Here is a 17788-nt window from a genome sequence, read left to right as displayed (position 1 = left end):
GCGGACGGGCCCGGCCTTCGCCGTGCCGGCGCACGCGGCGGGGCGGCGCCGGGCCGGACCCGTTGCCGGCGGACTCAGACCGCCGTCGTGCACAGCACGTTCCGCCCGCCGTCGACCTCGTACGTCCAGTACACGTTCCGGTCCCCGCTGCCGCGCGAGCAGTAGCCGGCCGGATAGGACTTCTCGGCCCGGTAGTAGCCGGTGATCTGGAGGATCGTGTCGTAGCCGCGGGGAACCTCGTCCGCCTCGCAGCTCCACAGGTTCATGGTCCGCGAGGACGTGATGGTCCGTCCGCTGCGCTTGGCGACGAAGCACTCGCCCTTGCGGTACTGGCGCTCCACACAGAGCGTCGTCGCGAAGTCGTAGCGCGATCCGGAGTGGTACCAGTAGCTGCGCCCGTTGCCCGAGGGGCAGTCGGCGAAGTCGATGCCCCGGCTCGCCGAGGTCACCCGGAGGTGGGCGTTGGCGGCGGAGCAGCCGACGGTCTGCGGGGTGGTCGTCGACCAGGAGTCGTAGCCGTCGTCGTACGCGGTGAGGCAGTCGCCGCTGTCGACGGCGCGGAAGGCCTGGTCCCGCGCGTCCGGTGTGGGGGTCGGGGGAGTCGTCGGAGGGGAGTAGGAGGAGGTCGCACCGGTGCGGGAGCCGCTCGTACCGCCACTGCCCGATCCGCCGTCGTCGAGGGTGTTCTGGTAGAGCAGGAAGGCGACGACCAGGAGGACGGCCGCCCCGATCCAGCCGGCGGTACCGCCGCCGCCCGTGGACGGGGTGCGGGGCGGCGGCGCCTGCGGCGGGGGTGCGGGCCGGGGCGGCGGGGCCTGCCGGGGTGCGGGCTGCGGTGAGGCGGCGCGGGGCCTCACGGGCGGCTGCGGGGCCCGGGGGCTCTCCGGCGGCGGCTCGGGCGGCCGGTTCTCCGGGATCACCCGGGTCGGCGGGGGCGGCGGCACGGGACCGGTCCGCTGGTCCGTGGTCGGGGCCTCGGCGTCCCGGACCTCCGCCTCCCGGAACAGCCGGCCCTGGCTCTCGTACGCGCCGATCAGTTCGGTCCAGCGCGGCGGCAGCCACCGGGTGCCGCTCGGCGAGTGCGGCAGTCCGGCCGTCGACGCGGTGAACTGCGCCAGGACGTCGGCCGGTGCGGGCCGCCGGCCGGGATCCGCGGCCAGACACGGCCGGATCAGCGGGGTCAGCTCCTTGGGCAGGCCGCCCAGGTCCAGATCACCGCGCTGGACCCTGGAGAGCAGCCGCAGGGTGTCGCCGTCCTCCGGGTACGGGGGCCGGCCCACCGCCAGGTGGAAGAGGGTGGCACCCAGCGAGTACACGTCGGCGGCGGCCGTGGACACCTCGCCCCGGGCCTGTTCGGGGGAGGTGAACGCGATCGTGCCCAGGGTGAGCTGGGTCCGCGTCAGGTCGCTGGCGTGCGAGATGCCGAAGTCGATCAGCCGGGGCCCGTCCAGCGGCAGCAGGATGTTGTGCGGCTTCACGTCGCGGTGGACGATGCCCATGCCGTGCAGGGCGACCAGTGCCTCGGCCGTCCCCGCGGCGACCCATCGGACGGCGGACGCCTGCAGCACGCCCTTGGCGCGGACCAGTTCGGACAGCGCGGGCGCCGCGATGTACTCGATCGCCATCCACGGCCGGTCGGCGCCGGCGTCCGCGTCCAGGACCCGCGCGGTGTAGACGCTGTCGACCCGCTGGGCGAGCGCCACCTCGCGCGCGAAGCGCCGGCGGTCGGTCTCGGCGACGACGCCCTCGGCGAGCAGGGTCTTCACGGCGACCAGCCGTCCGCCGCTGGTGCGGCCGAGGTACACCCGGCCCATGCCGCCCGATCCGAGCCGGCCGAGCAGCCGGTAGCGGCCGAGCTGCCGCGGATCGTCCCCGCCCAACGGCTGAAGGCGTGCCCCCGTCATCCCGTACCTCCCCCGTGGGTACCCGTCCCGTCACCCACAGTGGCATGCCGCGGGCGCACTGGCCATGGCCCTCATCGTCCCGGACACGACCGGGACAGGGACTTCACGGAATCGAGACCCGCCCGCGGGCATGGACGCGCCGCGGACCGTACCGGTACGGTCCGCGGCGCGGGAGGGTCAGGCGGTGCAGTACTGGCTCTGCTTGCCGATCGAGCGGTACATGCAGTCGGCGTTCTCCAGCAGCTGGAGGACGGCGTCCCGGTTACGGCTCGTCTCGCGCTCGATCACCTCGTCGGGCGGGTAGAAGCCGCCGTTCCAGGACGAGGTCGGGTACATCTCGAAGGTGTACGCGAAGATCTTCTGCGCACCCCACAGGTAGTCGTCGATCGAGCCGTCCGTGATGTACAGGTCACTGGACTGCTCGGCGGTGTAGCCGTTGCTCGCGGCCATCTTCTGGCCCACCGCGGCGAAGGCGTTGCGGTCGTCCTGGGTCATGCCCGGGGCGGTGTCCGCGTTGGTCCAGCCGAACGGCCAGAGCACCAGCTCGCTGTACGTGTGGAAGTCGATGCCGGCCTTGATCTGCTGCTTGCCGCCCACGACCCGGGAGCGGACGAAGTCGGCGACGACCTTCACCTCGGGCGCGGACTCGGGTGCCGTGCCCCGGTAGGTCTCGGAGCTCTTGGAGCCCGAGGAGCCGCCGCAGCAGCCCCACTTGTAGTCCCAGTTGCGGTTCATGTCGGTGCCCACGTAGCTGGATCCGGAGTTGGGCTGCCGGTTCTTGCGCCAGCTGCGGTAGGAGCCGGTCGCGATGTCGTACTCGCCGCCGTCCGGGTTGAGGTCAGGCACGATCCAGATCTCGCGGCCGTTGACCGCGTTGGTGATCCGGGAGTCGGAGCCGTAGCCCGCGCCGAGCTCGCGCAGCAGGTAGAGCGCCATCTCCACGGTGAGGTGCTCGCGCGCGTGCTGGTGGTGGGTGAAGAGGACCTCGGGTTCGGCCTCGTCCGTGCCGACGTTGTCGCTGACCTTGACGGCGATGATGTCCCGGCCCTGGTAGGTCCGGCCGATGACCCGCTTGCTCATGATGCCCGGGTACTGGGCGATGCGCTGGTCGATCTCCGCGTTCATCTCGGCGAAGTTGTGGTAGCGGGCGTCGGCGGACGGGAAGTCGAGGGGCCCGGCGACGAGTCCGTCGATGGTGCGGGCGGGCGGGCCCGGCAGCGCCTTCGGGGTGTAGCCGAGGGCCTTGAGCCGCCGCAGCTGCTCGGCGTTGGCGCTGACCACGACCGAGCGGGCGTCGACCTCGTCCACCGAGACCCCGGTGGCCGCCAGTGCGGTGCGGGCGGCGGGGGTGGCGGGTCCGGCGATCTCGTACTGCCGGATCACCTCCTCGGCGGCGGCGGTCGGCGCCGGGTCGGCCCCGGCGGGTGTCGCGTTGACGGAGAGCGGCGCCGCCACGGCGAGCGCCAGCAAGGCCGCGAGGATGGCGGACCTTCTTCCGCGAATGCGAAGTCGCATGCTGTCTCCTGGGTGGGGAGTGTGGGGGTGTGCGACGAAACTGGTGCGGGTGTCCGGCCACATGGTGAAGCCGTGGCATGCACCGGTCAAGACGCGGACTTCGGCCATACTGTCCGCGTGGGGACGCTGATCGGCACGTACGAGGTCGAGCACAAGCTAGGCGAAGGCGGCATGGGCACCGTGTATTTGGCGCGCTCGCGCGGCGGACGCGCGGTCGCGGTCAAGGTCGCACGGCCGGAACTCGCCACCGATCCGGCCTTCCGGGAACGCTTCCGCGCCGAGGTCGAGGCCGCCCGCAGGGTCGGCGGCTTCCACACCGCCCAGGTGGTCGACGCCGACCCGGACGCCGAGGCTCCCTGGCTCGCCACCGCCTACATCCCCGGCCCCACGCTCTCCGGACTGCTCGCCGCCGAGGGGCCGCTGCCCGAGCCCCGGCTGCGCGCGCTCGGCGCCGCGCTCGCGGAGGCGCTGGAGGCCATCCACGCCTGCGGTCTCGTCCACCGGGACCTCAAGCCCGGCAACATCGTCATGGCCGCCGACGGGCCCCGCGTCCTCGACTTCGGAATCGCCCGCGCCCTGGAGTCGACCCGGCTGACGGCCACCGGCACGGCCTTCGGCACCCCCGGCTACCTCGCACCCGAACAGGCCCTGGGCCAGGAGGTCACGGGCGCCGCCGACGTGTTCGCGCTCGGCGCCGTGCTGGTGGCGGCGGCCGGCGGGCGCGCCTTCGGCGACGGCACCCCCATGGGGCTCATGTACCGCTCCGTGCACGAGTCGGCGGACCTGGCGGCGGTCCCGGCCGGGCTGCGGGAACTGGTGGGCGGCTGCCTGGCGAAGGACCCAGCCCGGCGGCCGACGCCGGAGGCGATCCTGGACGCGCTGGCCGCGCAGCCGGCCCGGCCGCACCCGCCGCAGGGGGCGCCGGCCGGACGTGAGGGGGCTTCGCCGGCCGTTCCGCCGGTCGCGGCGGACGTGCCGACACCGACGGCCCCGGCCGACTCCCCGGCCCCCACGGTGACCGCCGACCCGCGGATCGCCCGCGCCCGCGCCGGCGACGTGCGCGACGCGGTGCCGCAGGGTGAGGAGCCGTCCGTGCGCGACGCGGTGCCGCCTCCGGCCGAGCCCCTACGCGACGCGGTGCCACCGCTGCCCGCTCCCGCGCTGCCCGCTCCCGCCCCCGTGGCCCCCGTCTCCGCGCCGTCCGTCCGGGACGTGGTCCCGCCGCCGATGCCCGCGGTGCCGCCGCTTCCGGTGCCGGCCGTGGTCGCCTCCGACGGGGAGTGCGGGATGGTCGCCGACGCCGACGGGGTCGTCTTCGAGCTGTTCGGCGAGGAGGCCGAGTTCGACTGGGCCGAGATCGGCTCGCTGGTCTACGAGACCGCCCACCGGGGGCGGCAGCTGGCCGTGCGCGTCGACCTGTACGACGGCAGTTCCTACTCCTGCGAGATCAACGGCCGGGCGGCGCGGGTGACCGAGTGGACCGCCCAGCTGGAGCTCGTGCTCGACCGCTGCATGCCGGGGTGGACGGGGTCCGGCCCGGACGGGTCCCGCTGACGTGCGGGGCCGGGAACGCGCGCAGCGCCGCCGGGGGAACGGCGGCGCTGCGGGGGACGCCCCTGAGGGGGTCCGGCGACCGGACCGGGCGTCAGGCGTCCGGCCGGCCCGGTCGCCCGGGGGTGGTCGTCCCTACGGGAGGTTGTGCACGTGCGGGCCGACCGCGTTGGACCAGGCGTTGCCGGCCGTCGCGTCCCAGTTCGTCGACCAGGTCATCGCGCCGCGCAGGTTCGGCCAGGTCTGCGCCGGCTTGAAGGTGCCGCAGCCGGTGCCGCGGGCCAGGCAGTCCAGGGCGTTCTTCACGATGGTCGGGTCGACGTAGCCGCTGCCCGCGCCGCGGGTGGAGGCGGGGACGCCGAGGCCGACCTGGGAGGCGTCGAGGCCGCCCTGGAGCTGGATGCAGGCGAGCGCGGTGAGGAAGTCCACCGAGCCCTGGCTGTAGACCTTGCCGTCGCAGCCGAGCATCGAACCGCTGTTGTAGTACTGCATGTTGACGACGGTGAGGATGTCCTTCACGGCGAGCGCCGTCTTGAAGTACTCGGTGCCGGTCGACTGCATGTCGATGGTCTGCGGGGCCATCGTCAGGACCATGGACGAACCGGCCTTGGCCGACAGCTGGCGCAGCGCCTTCGTCAGGTAGGTGGAGTTGATGCCGTGCTCGAGGTCGATGTCGACGCCGTTGAAGCCGTACTCCTGCATGAGGGCGTAGGCGCTGTCGGCGAAGGCGGTCGCGGAGGCGTCACTGTTGATGGTGACGTTCCCCCTCTCGCCGCCGATCGAGATGATCACGGACTTGCCGGCCGCCTTCTTGGCCGCGACGTCCGCCTTGAAGTCGGCGGCCGAGGCGTAGCCGACGGCCGGGTCGAGGTTGAAGGTGATCTGGCCCGGCGTGGCGGTCGAGTCGGCGAAGGAGACGGCGATGATGTCGTACTGGGACTGCACGTCGCGCAGCTTCTGGACGGTCGCGCCGTTGTTGAAGTTCTGCCAGTAGCCGGTCAGCGCGTGCTTGGGCACGGCCGGACCGGGGCCCGGGTCGGTGACCTTGGAGGTCTTCGCGGAGACGGTGGCCGACTTCGCCGACTCGCCCGCGGAGTTCGTCGCGGTGACCTGAAACTGGTAGGTGGTGTCGGCGGCGAGCCCGGTGACGGTCGCCGAGGCCCCGCCGACGGAGAGGACCTTGGTGCCGTTGCGGTAGACGTTGTAGCCGGTGGCACCGGAGACCGCGCCCCAGTTGAGGGCCACGGAGGAGGCGGTGACCGTGCCCGCGGCGAGGCCGGCCGGAGTGGCCGGGACGACCGGGTCGGGGTCCTGGCCGCCGCCCCCGTCCGGGCCGAAGACGCTCACGTCGTCGACGGAGTAGGCGGCGGTGCCGTACCAACCGTGCGTGTAGATCTGCACGGACGTGGTGCTCGCGCCGGTGGTGAAGGTGGTGGTCAGCTGCTTCCAGGAGCCGCTGTCGGGCGTCCAGGTGGAGACGTCCGTCGTTCCGGTGCCGCTCGCGCCGAGGTAGGCGTAGCCGCCCTGAACCCAGGCGCTCAGCGTGTAGGTCGAGTTGGGCTTCACGGCCACGGTCTGGGTGCACTTGGCGTTGTCGAGGCCGGCCGGGGTGGCGCGCAGGGCGCCGGCGCCGGTCCGTACGGGCGAGGAGACCGCGGCGCCGCTGCCGGCGGAACAGGCCCAGTTGGTGAGCCCTGACTCGAAGCCCGCGTTCTTGGCCACGTTGACGTCCGCGGCCTGGGCGGTGCCCGCCCCGCCGACGAGCACGAGACCGGAGCCGACGGCGAGTGCGAGGACGCCGCCGATCCCTTGGCGCCGGCGAGCGCGGGAGCGTGTGGTGGTGCGGTCCACTGGGAGCCTCCGGTGGGGGAGTCGGGGATGTGGAGGTTCGTACGTCGTCGTACGTCGTCGTCCGGGGAGGTCGTACGGGAGGTGTACGGAACGGTGGCCACCGCTGAGGGAACAAGTTGGTCCAGACCAATTGAGTTGTCAAGACCTGTGGAAGGAATGGGAGTTGACGCATAGGTCCCCGGACCCACGCACGGACCCAGCGCAGGGCCCACCGCCGGACCCATGCGGGCCCACGCCCGGACCCACCGAAGACCCAGGACGGGCCCACCGCGGACCCAAGAAACTCCCCCTCGCTTAGCGGATTGTCTGTTCACCACCCCGGGCCTCGTGGATAAAGTGCAGAGGCAACCGCGCTGCGCGATGGCGCGGTGAACGCAGAGTGACGTCGACGGGGAGCCTGACGTGCCGACAGCGATCGCGGTCACCAGCGCCGGCCTGGTGCTGCCACCGACCGACCAGCAGACGCCCGACGCCGTCGTCCTCCCCGCCCCGGAGACCCAGCCACTCGCCTCCGCCGTCGCCGACCTGCAACTTCTCCTCGACCGCCAAGGCCATGTGATCGTGGTCTGCCCCTCCTCGGTGCCGACCGCCACCGCCCGCCGCCTGCACGCCGTCCGCTCCCTCCTGGAGAGCGACCGGATCGCCCTGGTGAAGTCCGACCTGCCACCGCTGGGAGTCGCCGTACTGGCCCGGCAACTGCGCCAGTTGTCCGCCTGCGACTTCAGCCCCGGCGTCGTCGCCACCGCGGCCCGGCTGCTCGCCCACTACATCTACGCCGGCGCCGTCCTCGGCTCGGTCGCCAAGCTCGACCGCGTCCCGGTCTCCCTGAAGGCCCACGTCAAAGGCTGGATGCCCGGCGCGCAGTTCGCCGTCCTCGCCGGACCCGTACCCCAGCTCATCCGGATCGGCCCCGGCGCCGAACCACCGGCCGGACCCGAGTTCGTCACCCGACTCGTCCTGGCCCGCGGCCAACTGCAGACCGACTGGCCGGCCGGCAGCCTCGTACCCCACTGGCAGGTCCAGGGCGTCCAGGAAGCCCCCCTGCCCGCCGACTCGCCCCGCTGGTGGGGCACCGGGCGCCTCGTGGAGTTCGCCGCCTACCTGCCGGACATCGCCATCCTCCACCAACTGGTCTCCTCCGTACGGCGCGAGACCTGCCACTGGTGCCGGATGGAACTCATCGGCGACCGCTGCGGCTTCTGCTCCGCACCCGTTCCCACGGCGCCCGACACGGCCGCCGCCCCGCCGGCCGGACGCCACGGCCCCGCGAGCCGTGTCCCGTAACCGCGCGACCACCCCGCCGCCCCAGCCGTCCCCGCCCCGCGTCCCCCGTCCGCCGCGTCACACCCATCCGATCGAGGTTGTACGGCCATGAACTCCCGCCAGCGCCGCGGCGTCCTCCTGCTCCTGCTGTCCGTCCTGTGCGCCCTCGGCGCGTTCGCCGGAGTCCTCTCCGTGATCAGCGACGCCAACGCCAAGGTCGGACCCGAGGTCACGGCGTACCGGATCAAGAAGGACGTCGCGCCCTACACCGCTCTGGACGAGGGCCAGTTCGAGAAGATCTCGATGCCCCGGCGATGGCTCTCGGCCAACGCCGTCACCGACCTCTCCCAGATCCGCGGCAAGATCGCCGTCACCACCCTCCAGGGCGGCTCCCTCCTGCAGACCGACATGATCGTCAAGCGGCCCGCGCTCCGCCCCGGCCAGCAGGAGATCGCCATCATGATCGACGCCGCCACCGGCGTCGCCGGCAAGATCACCCCCGGCGCGACCGTCAACATCTACGCCACGTTCGCCGCCGAACGCGGCGGCACACCCGCCCAGTCCAAGGTCATCGTCAGCAACGCCCGCGTCCTGGACGTCGGCACGCTCACCCCGATCGACGCCAAGGGCGACGACCGCGGCAACCGCGCCACCGAAGCCGTCCCGATCACCTTCGCCCTCTCCACCCTCGACACCCAGCGCGTCGCCTACGCCGAGTCCTTCGCCGAGCACGTACGCCTCGCGCTCGTCGCACCCGGCAGCGAGGACACGCTCACCCCCGGCGACCGCACCTACACGCTCGACAAGGACAAGTGAGGCCGGTATGACCACCAGGATCCTGCCGGCCGTGGGCGACCCCGACGCCGCCCGGTCCGTCATCAGCCTGCTCAGCCAGCTCCCCGACGCCGAACCCGCCCCGCCCGTCGCCGACTCCACCCACCTCGTCGACACCCTCGCCCGGCTCGCCGCCACCTCCCTCGACGAACTCCCCGAGGTCGTCCTCGTCCACGAACGCATCGGGCCCGTACCCGCCCTCGAACTCATCCGCGAGGTCGCCCTCCGCTTCCCCGCCGTCGGCGTCGTCCTCATCACCTCCGACGCCAGCCCGGTCCTGTTCTCCGCCGCCATGGACTCCGGCGCCCGCGGACTCGTCACCCTCCCGCTCCACTACGAGGAACTCGCCAGCCGCGTCCAGGCCGCCGCCCAGTGGTCCGCCGGCGTCCGCCGCCACCTCGGCAGCGGCGCCGAGACCCTCGCCGGCCCCGGCGGCACCGTCGTCACCGTCAGCGGCGCCAAGGGCGGCGTCGGCACCACCGTCACCGCCGTCCAGCTCGCCCTCGCGGCCCGCGCCTCCGGCCGCAGCGTCGCCCTCGTCGACATGGACCTCCAGGGCGGCGACGTCGCCTCCTACCTCGACGTCCAGTTCCGCCGCTCCCTCGCCGACCTCGCCGCCGTCGACGACATCTCGCCCCGCGTCCTCCAGGACGCCGTCTACACCCACGAGACCGGCCTCGCGCTCCTCCTCGCCCCCGGCGACGGCGAACGCGGCGAGGAGGTCGCCGACCGCTCCGCCCGCCAGATCATCGGCGCCCTGCGCACGCGGTACGACGTCGTCGTCGTCGACTGCGGCACCTACCTGACCGGCGCCAACGCCGCCGCCGTCGAGACGGCCGACACCGCCCTCCTCGTCACCACCCCCGACGTCGTCGCGGTCCGCGCGGCCAAGCGGACCGTCCGCATGTGGGACCGCCTCCAGATCCGCAAGGCCGAGGAGAGCACCACACTCGTGAACCGCTACCACCGCTCCACCGAGATCCAGCCCGCGCTCATCCAGAAGATCACCGGCACCCGGATGGCCGGCGTCGCCGTACCGGCCAACTTCAAGGAACTCCAGGGCGTCGTCGACGCGGGCCGCCTGCACGACCTCGACGCCCGCTCCTCGGTGAAGCAGGCGCTGTGGTCGCTCGCGGGGGAACTCGGCCTGGTCAAAGCCCCCGACGGCACCGGAACCCAGCCGGGCGGGCAGCTCGCCCGCGTCACCCGGGGCAACGACCGCGGCTCGCTGGGACTCCGCCGACGCGCGGGAGGGCGGGAGCGATGACCGGACGGTACCGGGACGACGAAGGACAGGTGGCGATCGAGTTCCTCGGCATGGTGCCGCTCATCCTGCTCACCCTGGTGCTGCTCTGGCAGTGCGTCCTGGTCGGCTACACCTTCTCGCTCGCCGGGAACGCGGCGGACGAGGCGGTCCGGGCGTACGCGGTCGGGGACGACTGCCACGAGGCCGGGACACGGAACCTCGACGGAGCCTGGGCGAGCGGCGCGAAGGTGACGTGCGCCCCGGAAGGCGGCATGGTGCACGCGACCGTCACCCTGCGCGTCCCGGTGCTCTTCCCCGGCGCGATCAGCTTCCCCTTCGACGTCGACGCCGACGCCGGAGCCGTACGGGAGGACAGGGAGCGGCCGTGACACACGACAGGGCCCCCGGTGCAGGGGCCGCGACCGAGACCGCCGGCGGGGGGACCCGCACACCCGGCGGCCCGAGGCGTACCCACGCCCGCCCGACCCCCACGCCCGGCGGCCCGACCCGTACCGGCCGCCGCCGCGACCGCGGCCAGGTCGCGATCGAGTACCTCGGCTTCCTGCCGGTCCTGCTCCTCGTCGCGCTCGCCGGCATCCAGCTCGGACTCGCCGCCTACGCCGCCCAGCAGGCCGGCACCGGCGCCCGCGCCGCCGCCCGCGCCGCCACCCAGGACGACTCCACCCTCGACCCGGAATCCGCCGGCCGGTCCGCCATGAGCGGCTGGATCGCCGACCGCAGCCGCGTCTCCGTCGACCCCGGGACGACCGAGACCGTCGCCTCCGTCACCGTCCGCATCCCGTCCGTCGTCCCCTTCTGGACCTTCGGCGACGTACGCAAGTCCGCGACCATGCCACTGACCGAGGAGGACGCGTCATGAGTCTGCGGTCCCGCATCAGCGCCCCCGAGGAGACCGGCCCCGGCGGCCGCGAGGACGGCCACCTCGTCGCCGCCTTCCGCGCCAAACTCCTCGAGGAGATCGACCTCACCGAGATGTCCGCGCTCGCCGCCGCCGAGCGCCGGGCCCGCCTCGAACGCGTCCTCGGCCACATCATCAGCCGCGAGGGACCCGTCCTCTCCACCGCCGAACGCGCCCAGCTCATCCGCCGCGTCGTCGACGAGGCCCTCGGCCTCGGCGTCCTCGAACCCCTCCTCGAAGACGCCTCCATCACCGAGATCATGGTCAACGGCCCCGACCAGATCTTCATCGAACGGGCCGGCCGCGTCGAACTGCTGCCGCTGCGCTTCGCCTCCCACGACCAGCTGATGCAGACCATCGAACGCATCGTCTCCACCGTCAACCGCCGCGTCGACGAGTCCAACCCGATGGTCGACGCCCGGCTCCCCTCCGGCGAGCGCGTCAACGTCGTCATCCCGCCGCTGTCCCTCACCGGCGCGACCCTCACCATCCGCCGCTTCCCCCGCGCGTACACCCTCCACGAGATGATCGCGCTCGGCTCCCTCGACGACCAGATGCTGTTCCTGCTCGCCGGACTCGTCCAGGCCAAGTTCAACATCATCGTCTCCGGCGCCACCGGCACCGGGAAGACCACCCTCCTCAACGCCCTCTCCGGACTCATCCCGGAAGGCGAACGGGTCATCACCATCGAGGACTCCGCCGAACTCCAGCTCCAGCAGTCCCACGTCATCCGCCTCGAAAGCCGCCCCCCGAACATCGAAGGCCGCGGCCAGGTCACCATCCGCGACCTCGTCCGCAACTCCCTGCGCATGCGCCCCGACCGCATCATCGTCGGCGAGGTCCGCGGCGGCGAGACCCTCGACATGCTCCAGGCCATGTCCACCGGCCACGACGGCTCCCTCGCCACCGTCCACGCCAACTCCGCCGAGGACGCCCTCACCCGCCTCCAGACCCTCGCCTCGATGTCCGAGGTGAAAGTCCCCTTCGAAGCACTCCGCGACCAGATCAACAGCGCCGTCGACGTCCTCGTCCAGCTCACCCGCCACCCCGACGGCACCCGCCGGATCACCGAGATCGCCATCCTCGCCTCCCACGGACGCGAACGGTTCACCATCGCCACCGTCTGCCGCTTCCTCGCCCAGCCGCTCACCGCCGACGGCCGGGTCCACGGCGAGTTCCGCTACCACCCCCTCCCGCGCCGCGTCGCCGACCGGCTCTACATGGCGGGCCAGCCCATCCCCCAGGCATTCGGCGTCGCCGCGACCGACGACCAGCTCGCCACCCGAGAAGCGAAGTAGGAAGCGACGATGAACGATCCGGCCCTGCTCACGATCGGCGTCACGCTGCTCGCCTGCCTCCTCGGCGTGACCGGCCTGCGCCTGTACGCCGACGGCGCCGCCCAGCGCGCCGCCCTGGTCGCCCGCCTCAGCGACACCGGAACCCCGCACACCACCGGACGCCGCCGCCGCTTCCGCACCCTCGACAGACGCCTCCGCCGCACCCGGTTCGGCCGCCGCCTCGAACGACGGATCTCCGCCACCGGCCTCGACCTCACCCCCGGCGAGTTCGCCGCCGCCATGACCGCCGCCGTCGCCGCCCTGTGGGCCATCGGACAGGCACTCCTGTCCCCCTTCTTCGGCCCCCTGTGCGGCCTCCTCGGCGTCTGGGCCGCCCTCGGATTCCTCGGCTGGCAGCGACAGAAACGCATCGAGAAGTTCATCAACCAACTCCCCGAACTCTCCCGCATCCTCGCCAACGCCACCCAGGCCGGACTCGCCCTGCGCATGGCCCTCAGCATGGCCGCCGACGAGATGGAAGCCCCCGCCGGAGACGAACTCGAGAAGGTCGCCCAGCAACTCGCCGTCGGCACGTCCCTCGACGACGCCCTCGGCGAACTCGCCGAACGCCTCCCCTCCCGCGAACTCGTCGTCCTCGTCACCACCCTCGTCCTCGCCAACAAGGCCGGCGGCACCGTCGTCTCCTCCCTGCGCAACCTCACCGAGACCCTGGAGGAACGCAAGGAGACCCGGCGCGAAGTCCGCACCCAGCTGTCCCAGGTCAGCATGACCGCCTACGCCGTCCCCGTGATCGGCATCGGCTCCCTCCTGCTCATCGACAACATGCAACCCGGCGCCCTCGACCGGATGACCGGCTCCGGCCTCGGACAGTTCGCCGTCGTCATCGCCTTCGCCCTGTACGTCGTCGGCTTCGCCGTCATCCGCCGCTTCTCGAAGATCGACGTCTGAGGAGGAGGACGACGTGGACCTGCTGCTCGCCCTCACCGCCGGCCTCGCCGTCGCCGGCATCTTCCACGGCATCCGCCTCTACCGCGCGGACGCCAGACTCCCCGGCGACCTCCGACTCGCCCTCGAAGTCGGCGCCACCCGCACCGGCGCCGTCGACTCCGCCGTCGACCGCCTCGGCATGCGCTACTCCGCCACCGTGCTCCGCCTCATGGGCCCCAAACGCGTCAACGCCGTCCGCCGCCGCATCGACCTCGCCGGAAACCCCGGCGGCCTCACCATCGACCGCTACGGCGCCCGCCGCGCCGTCTACGGCTTCCTCGGCGGCCTCGGCGGCCTCGTCATGCTCTCCAACGGCGACATCCTCGTCGCCCTCCTCCTCTTCGCCTTCGCCGCCTTCTGGACCGAGGTCGGCATCTGGTCCGCCATCCGCATCCGCAAGGACCAGATCGAACGCACCCTCCCCGACTTCCTCGACGTCCTCGCCGTCGTCGTCTCCGCCGGACTCGGCTTCCGCCAGGCCCTCGACCGCGTCGCCGACAAGTACGAAGGCCCCTGGGCCGACGAACTCCGCATCACCCTCCGCCAGATGGACATGGGCGTCAGCCGCCGCCAGGCCTTCGACGAACTCCGCCGCCGCAACGACAGCGAACAGGTCGCCCAGTTCGTCACCGCACTCCAGCAGGGCGAGGAACTCGGCGCCCCCATCGTCGAGACCCTCATACAGATCGCCAACGACATGCGACGCACCGACGCCCAGAACGCCCGCAGGAAGGCAGCCAAAGCCGTACCCAAGGCCACCATGGTCATCACGACCCTGATGGTCCCCGCCACGATGATCCTGCTCGGCGCCGGCCTGTTCCTCGGAACAGGCACGAACTTCGGCTCCCTCACCGGGGAATGACACCCATGGGACCGGCACCCACCCCCGACATCCAGGTCAACGCCCTCCAGGCGCTCTGCCGCCAGGTCTTCGGCTTCCGCCTCGCCATGATCGCCCTCGCCACCCCCGCCGCCCTCCTCAACGCCGCCCCCGGCCTCCCCCAGAAACTCGTCGGCGCCGCCGTCCTCATCACCTTCATGGCCTCCTACGCCCTCTTCCGGGACTGGGAACGCTTCGGCCCCCTCCTCCTGCGCCACCCCACCCTCCTCGCCGCCGACACCCTCCTCGGCTCCCTGCTCCTCGTCACCGCAGGACCGCAGAGCACCCTCGGCTACGTCAGCGTCTGCACCCCCCTCCTCGCCGGCCTCGGCTACGGCTGGAGAGGCGCCGCCGTCTTCGCCAGCCTCCAGTCCCTGATCCTGCTCGCCATCCACGCCGCCGACCCCCACCACACCGGCGTCGGCCTCGGCGAAGCCACCCTCCTCCCCGGCCTCTGCGTCATCACCGGCGCCCTCGGCGTCACCCTCGGCAACCTCCTCCTCCGCTTCGGCGCCGCAGGCCAGGCCCTCACCGACGTCCGCACCCGCCTCGCCGCCGCCCAGGCCGTCGAAGAGGAACGCGCTCGCCTCGCCCGCGAGATGCACGACTCCGTGGCCACCACCCTCCACGGCCTCGCCCTTGCGGCCGACGGCCTCGCCGCCACCGACGGCCCCCCGGCCCTCCGCGACCAAGCCGGCCTCGTCGCCCGCGCCGCCCGCCGCGCCGCCGCCGAAACCCGCGAACTCCTCGCCGACCTGCGCCGCCAGTCCTACACCGGCCACGGCACCGGCGACGTCGACCTCACCGCGGAACTCGCCGACCGCGTACGCGACTTCACCCGCCGCTCCGGCATCACCGCCGCCTACCGCGGCAGCGGCCACGAGACCGCGCCACCCGTCCCGTACCCCGTGGCACGACAACTGCTCACCATCGCCACCGAAGCCATGGAGAACGCCGGCCGGCACGCCCACCCCACCCGCATCGACGTCACCGCCGGCGTCCACGACGGCCTGCTGCGCATCAGCGTCCGCGACGACGGCCCCGGCCTCCCACCCGGCACCACCCTCGACGGCCTGCGCAGGACCGGCCACTTCGGCCTCGTCGGCATGGTGGAACGAGCCGCCGGCGTCGGAGCCCGCATCAGGATCGGACGCGGCGCCGCCGCGACGGGCACGGAGGTCCGCCTGGAGCTCCCGGTAGGGAGGACGGTCGGCGTATGACACTCAGAGTGCTGGTCGCGGACGACAACCCGGTCGTCCGCGCGGGCCTGACGGCCCTCCTCGGCGGCCGCCCCGACATCGAGGTCGTCGCCGAGGCCACCAACGGCCGCACCGCGGTCACCGAGACCGAACGCCTCCGCCCGGACGTCGTCCTCCTCGACGTCCGCATGCCCGAACTCGACGGCCTCGCCGCCCTGCCCTGCCTGGTCCGCCTCGCCCCGGTGATGATGCTGACCTACACCGGCGAGAGCGCCGTGGTCCGCGAGGCACTGCGCCTGGGGGCAGGCGGCTACCTGGTCCACGGCGAGTTCACCGCCGAGGAACTGGTGACCGCCGTCCGCGACGTCCGAGCCGGCCGCGCCCACTTCACCCCGACGGCCGCCAACGCCCTGCTCGGAGTGGTCAGGGGTGCGACTGCACACGGTTTGCCCCTGCCAAGCATCGCGAATTCATTGCGTTTTGGGATTCCATCTTCGCAAGCGCAACGGAATGTGGCACAGTTTGGACTGAGTGTGAGGGAGGCGGAAGTGATGGACCTGATCGCATCGGGCATGAGCAACCGCCAGATCGCCGACACCTGCTTCATCAGCGAGAAGACGGTCAAGAACCACATCAACCGCATCTTCGCCAAACTCCACAGCCGCACCCGCAGCGAAGCCATAGCAGCCTGGCTCGGCACAAGGACGGCAACATGACCACCCCCCACCACCTTTGGGCCCCTGGACCCTGTTCGCCCCCGCGACCCCGGGCATACCGTGCCGGAGCCGACAACGGCACCGACAAGCAGGAACCCAGAGGAGGTCAGGATGAACGACACGCTACTGAGGGCCGTGACCAAGGCCAAGGTTCACCTGTCGAGCTGGGCGCGCGACACGGCGCGGCACGGGGGACGACGACGGGCACAGGGCACCGACCGGGGACAGACGGCGGTCGAGTACCTGGGGATCATCGTGGTGGTGGTGGCGATCGTGGTGGCGATCACCGGTACGGACATCGGGCAGACGATCAAGGGCGCGATCACCAACAAGATCGCGGAGTTGACCAGCAAGTAACGGACTGCGGGGACTCAGGGCAGGCGTTCCCCATCTACATCACGGTGGTGGCGGGCCTGCTCTTCCTCGCGTTCGCCTACTTCGTCGTCGGCCAGGCCGCCTCCACCCGCAACGGCGCCCAGACCGCGGCCGACGCCGCGGCTCTCGCGGCGGCCCAGGACGCGCGCGACCAGCTCAGGGACGGCTGGCTCGACGTCATCCTCGACCCCGCACGTTGGGACGACTTCATCGACGGCAGAAGCTACGACGGAACGGCCGCCTGCCAACAGGCGGCCGCCTTCGCGACCAAGAACCAGGCAACGCTCTCGGGCGAAGGCTGCGGGCCCCTTCCCGACCAAGAAGGCTTCAGCGTGGAAGTCCGCACCCTGAACACCGTCGGTGCGTCCGTCGTCCCCGGCACGGAGAAGCAACACGCCATCGCAACGGCTTCGGCGGTCATCGAACCCCGCTGTACCTTCGAGGCGCCCGAGCCCACGCCGGAGCCGGAAGAACCCTCGCCGGACCCCACCGATCCGGATCCGACACCCACGCCGACCCCGACCCCGACCCCGACGGAGCCCAGCCCCATTCTCGGACTCACCTGTCACGGCGTCGCCTGGGAGATCGACCCGGAGGACCCGAGACTGCCGAGCGCCGCCGATCTCTTCACCGTTCGACTGGCCGACTGACAAGCGAAGGAATCCCGACCCATGAGCGCTCGGTACGCAACGCAGACCCGCAGGGGGACGATCGCCGTCGTCCTTGCGGTTCTCGTCCTCGGCGTCGCCGGCTGCGGCAGCGAGGACGAGCCCCCGAAGGAGAAGGTTTCCGCTAGTAAGAGCGCACCGAAGCCCACGGAAGAGGGCAAGGGAGCCCAGACCGAGGAGCCGGCCGAAGTGCTGGCCGTCATCAAGGGGCCGGAGGGATTCGAGCTGACCATCAACTCGGCCCAGCGTGATCCGGGTGGCTTCGTCACCGTCAAGGGATCGCTCAAGAACGCCTCGGACAAGAGCCGTGCTGTTCCTGTGGCAGTCCAGGGCAACGAGACGGAAGTCCTGAAGCACGGCAACTCTCTCGGTGGAGCGACCCTCGTGGACTCCGCTGAGAAGAAGCGCTACTACGTCCTACGTGACACAGACGGACGCCCTCTCACGACCACCGGACTGAGCATCATCGGAGCCGGGGAGTCAGCCGCCGTCTTCATGCAGTTCCCCGCCCCACCCGCCAGCACCACCCAAGTCAGCCTCCAGCTCCCCACCTTCGACCCCGGCACCATCAAACTCTCCTGA

General features: G+C 72.1%; 17 protein-coding genes. 14 read left to right on the top strand and 3 right to left on the bottom strand.

Features of this window, described 5'->3' with window-relative positions; all coding sequences use genetic code 11:
- Positions 1-74 precede the first annotated feature (74 nt).
- Both ACGFZF_RS27820 and ACGFZF_RS27815 read right to left on the bottom strand, forming a co-directional pair.
- Complete coding sequence (locus ACGFZF_RS27820; RefSeq protein ID WP_393558477.1) at positions 75-1904, bottom strand: serine/threonine-protein kinase; 1830 nt, start codon at positions 1902-1904, stop codon at positions 75-77.
- 177 nt (positions 1905-2081) lie between these two features.
- A complete protein-coding gene (locus ACGFZF_RS27815) occupies positions 2082-3419 on the bottom strand; it encodes a M14 family metallopeptidase (RefSeq protein ID WP_393558475.1) in 1338 nt (445 codons plus the stop codon).
- Between the two features lie 171 nt (positions 3420-3590).
- Between ACGFZF_RS27815 and ACGFZF_RS27810 the strand changes: the two genes are divergently transcribed.
- Positions 3591-4973 (top strand): protein kinase, encoded by a 1383-nt coding sequence (locus tag ACGFZF_RS27810; protein WP_393558885.1) that lies wholly within the window; start codon positions 3591-3593, stop codon positions 4971-4973.
- Positions 4974-5105: 132 nt separating this feature from the next.
- Here ACGFZF_RS27810 and ACGFZF_RS27805 read toward each other — a convergent pair whose 3' ends face one another.
- Entirely contained in the window at positions 5106-6821 is a 1716-nt protein-coding gene (locus tag ACGFZF_RS27805; protein ID WP_393558473.1) for a chitinase, read from the bottom strand.
- Between the two features lie 402 nt (positions 6822-7223).
- Between ACGFZF_RS27805 and ACGFZF_RS27800 the strand changes: the two genes are divergently transcribed.
- From ACGFZF_RS27800 to ACGFZF_RS27740, 13 genes are all read left to right on the top strand, one after another.
- The gene (locus ACGFZF_RS27800; RefSeq protein ID WP_393558471.1) at positions 7224-8105 is read left to right on the top strand and encodes a hypothetical protein; all 882 of its coding nucleotides are present in this window, start codon (positions 7224-7226) and stop codon (positions 8103-8105) included.
- Positions 8106-8192: 87 nt separating this feature from the next.
- Complete coding sequence (gene cpaB, locus ACGFZF_RS27795) at positions 8193-8900, top strand: Flp pilus assembly protein CpaB (protein ID WP_147980970.1); 708 nt, start codon at positions 8193-8195, stop codon at positions 8898-8900.
- A gap of 7 nt (positions 8901-8907) precedes the next feature.
- Positions 8908-10185: a CpaE family protein gene (locus ACGFZF_RS27790; protein ID WP_393558469.1), complete on the top strand. Its 1278-nt coding sequence runs from the start codon at positions 8908-8910 to the stop codon at positions 10183-10185.
- Positions 10182-10553: a TadE/TadG family type IV pilus assembly protein gene (locus ACGFZF_RS27785; protein WP_393558468.1), complete on the top strand. Its 372-nt coding sequence runs from the start codon at positions 10182-10184 to the stop codon at positions 10551-10553. Before ACGFZF_RS27790 ends, ACGFZF_RS27785 begins: the two co-directional genes overlap by 4 nt.
- A complete protein-coding gene (locus tag ACGFZF_RS27780) occupies positions 10550-11044 on the top strand; it encodes a TadE/TadG family type IV pilus assembly protein (RefSeq protein ID WP_393558467.1) in 495 nt (164 codons plus the stop codon). Before ACGFZF_RS27785 ends, ACGFZF_RS27780 begins: the two co-directional genes overlap by 4 nt.
- A complete protein-coding gene (locus tag ACGFZF_RS27775) occupies positions 11041-12381 on the top strand; it encodes a CpaF family protein (RefSeq protein WP_393558465.1) in 1341 nt (446 codons plus the stop codon). The genes ACGFZF_RS27780 and ACGFZF_RS27775 overlap by 4 nt, the downstream gene beginning before the upstream one ends.
- 9 nt (positions 12382-12390) lie before the next feature.
- On the top strand, positions 12391-13329 hold the full coding sequence (locus tag ACGFZF_RS27770) for a type II secretion system F family protein (RefSeq protein ID WP_393558463.1): 939 nt from the start codon (positions 12391-12393) through the stop codon (positions 13327-13329).
- A gap of 13 nt (positions 13330-13342) precedes the next feature.
- Positions 13343-14230 (top strand): DUF5936 domain-containing protein, encoded by an 888-nt coding sequence (locus ACGFZF_RS27765; RefSeq protein ID WP_393558461.1) that lies wholly within the window; start codon positions 13343-13345, stop codon positions 14228-14230.
- Positions 14227-15468: a sensor histidine kinase gene (locus tag ACGFZF_RS27760; RefSeq protein WP_393558459.1), complete on the top strand. Its 1242-nt coding sequence runs from the start codon at positions 14227-14229 to the stop codon at positions 15466-15468. The genes ACGFZF_RS27765 and ACGFZF_RS27760 overlap by 4 nt, the downstream gene beginning before the upstream one ends.
- On the top strand, positions 15465-16163 hold the full coding sequence (locus ACGFZF_RS27755) for a response regulator (protein ID WP_393558457.1): 699 nt from the start codon (positions 15465-15467) through the stop codon (positions 16161-16163). Before ACGFZF_RS27760 ends, ACGFZF_RS27755 begins: the two co-directional genes overlap by 4 nt.
- Before the next feature lie 111 nt (positions 16164-16274).
- Positions 16275-16520: a Flp family type IVb pilin gene (locus tag ACGFZF_RS27750; protein ID WP_393558455.1), complete on the top strand. Its 246-nt coding sequence runs from the start codon at positions 16275-16277 to the stop codon at positions 16518-16520.
- 47 nt (positions 16521-16567) lie between these two features.
- Positions 16568-17188: a pilus assembly protein TadG-related protein gene (locus ACGFZF_RS27745; protein ID WP_393558453.1), complete on the top strand. Its 621-nt coding sequence runs from the start codon at positions 16568-16570 to the stop codon at positions 17186-17188.
- A gap of 21 nt (positions 17189-17209) precedes the next feature.
- A complete protein-coding gene (locus tag ACGFZF_RS27740; RefSeq protein ID WP_393558451.1) occupies positions 17210-17788 on the top strand; it encodes a hypothetical protein in 579 nt (192 codons plus the stop codon).

The sequence above is a fragment of the Streptomyces sp. NPDC048338 genome, from assembly GCF_043201055.1.
Classification (GTDB): Bacteria; Actinomycetota; Actinomycetes; order Streptomycetales; family Streptomycetaceae; genus Streptomyces.
Note: the sequence above shows the minus strand (reverse complement) of the source record. Positions and strands in the feature narration are given on the sequence as shown.

Coding starts and splice junctions, on each gene's coding strand:
- ACGFZF_RS27820 (WP_393558477.1), bottom strand. CDS start 1,904: ATGACGGGGGCACGCCTTCAGCCGTTGGGCGGGGACGATCCGCGGCAG.
- ACGFZF_RS27815 (WP_393558475.1), bottom strand. CDS start 3,419: ATGCGACTTCGCATTCGCGGAAGAAGGTCCGCCATCCTCGCGGCCTTG.
- ACGFZF_RS27810 (WP_393558885.1), top strand. CDS start 3,591: ATGGGCACCGTGTATTTGGCGCGCTCGCGCGGCGGACGCGCGGTCGCG.
- cpaB (WP_147980970.1), top strand. CDS start 8,193: ATGAACTCCCGCCAGCGCCGCGGCGTCCTCCTGCTCCTGCTGTCCGTC.
- ACGFZF_RS27790 (WP_393558469.1), top strand. CDS start 8,908: ATGACCACCAGGATCCTGCCGGCCGTGGGCGACCCCGACGCCGCCCGG.
- ACGFZF_RS27785 (WP_393558468.1), top strand. CDS start 10,182: ATGACCGGACGGTACCGGGACGACGAAGGACAGGTGGCGATCGAGTTC.
- ACGFZF_RS27775 (WP_393558465.1), top strand. CDS start 11,041: ATGAGTCTGCGGTCCCGCATCAGCGCCCCCGAGGAGACCGGCCCCGGC.
- ACGFZF_RS27770 (WP_393558463.1), top strand. CDS start 12,391: ATGAACGATCCGGCCCTGCTCACGATCGGCGTCACGCTGCTCGCCTGC.
- ACGFZF_RS27760 (WP_393558459.1), top strand. CDS start 14,227: ATGACACCCATGGGACCGGCACCCACCCCCGACATCCAGGTCAACGCC.
- ACGFZF_RS27755 (WP_393558457.1), top strand. CDS start 15,465: ATGACACTCAGAGTGCTGGTCGCGGACGACAACCCGGTCGTCCGCGCG.
- ACGFZF_RS27750 (WP_393558455.1), top strand. CDS start 16,275: ATGAACGACACGCTACTGAGGGCCGTGACCAAGGCCAAGGTTCACCTG.
- ACGFZF_RS27740 (WP_393558451.1), top strand. CDS start 17,210: ATGAGCGCTCGGTACGCAACGCAGACCCGCAGGGGGACGATCGCCGTC.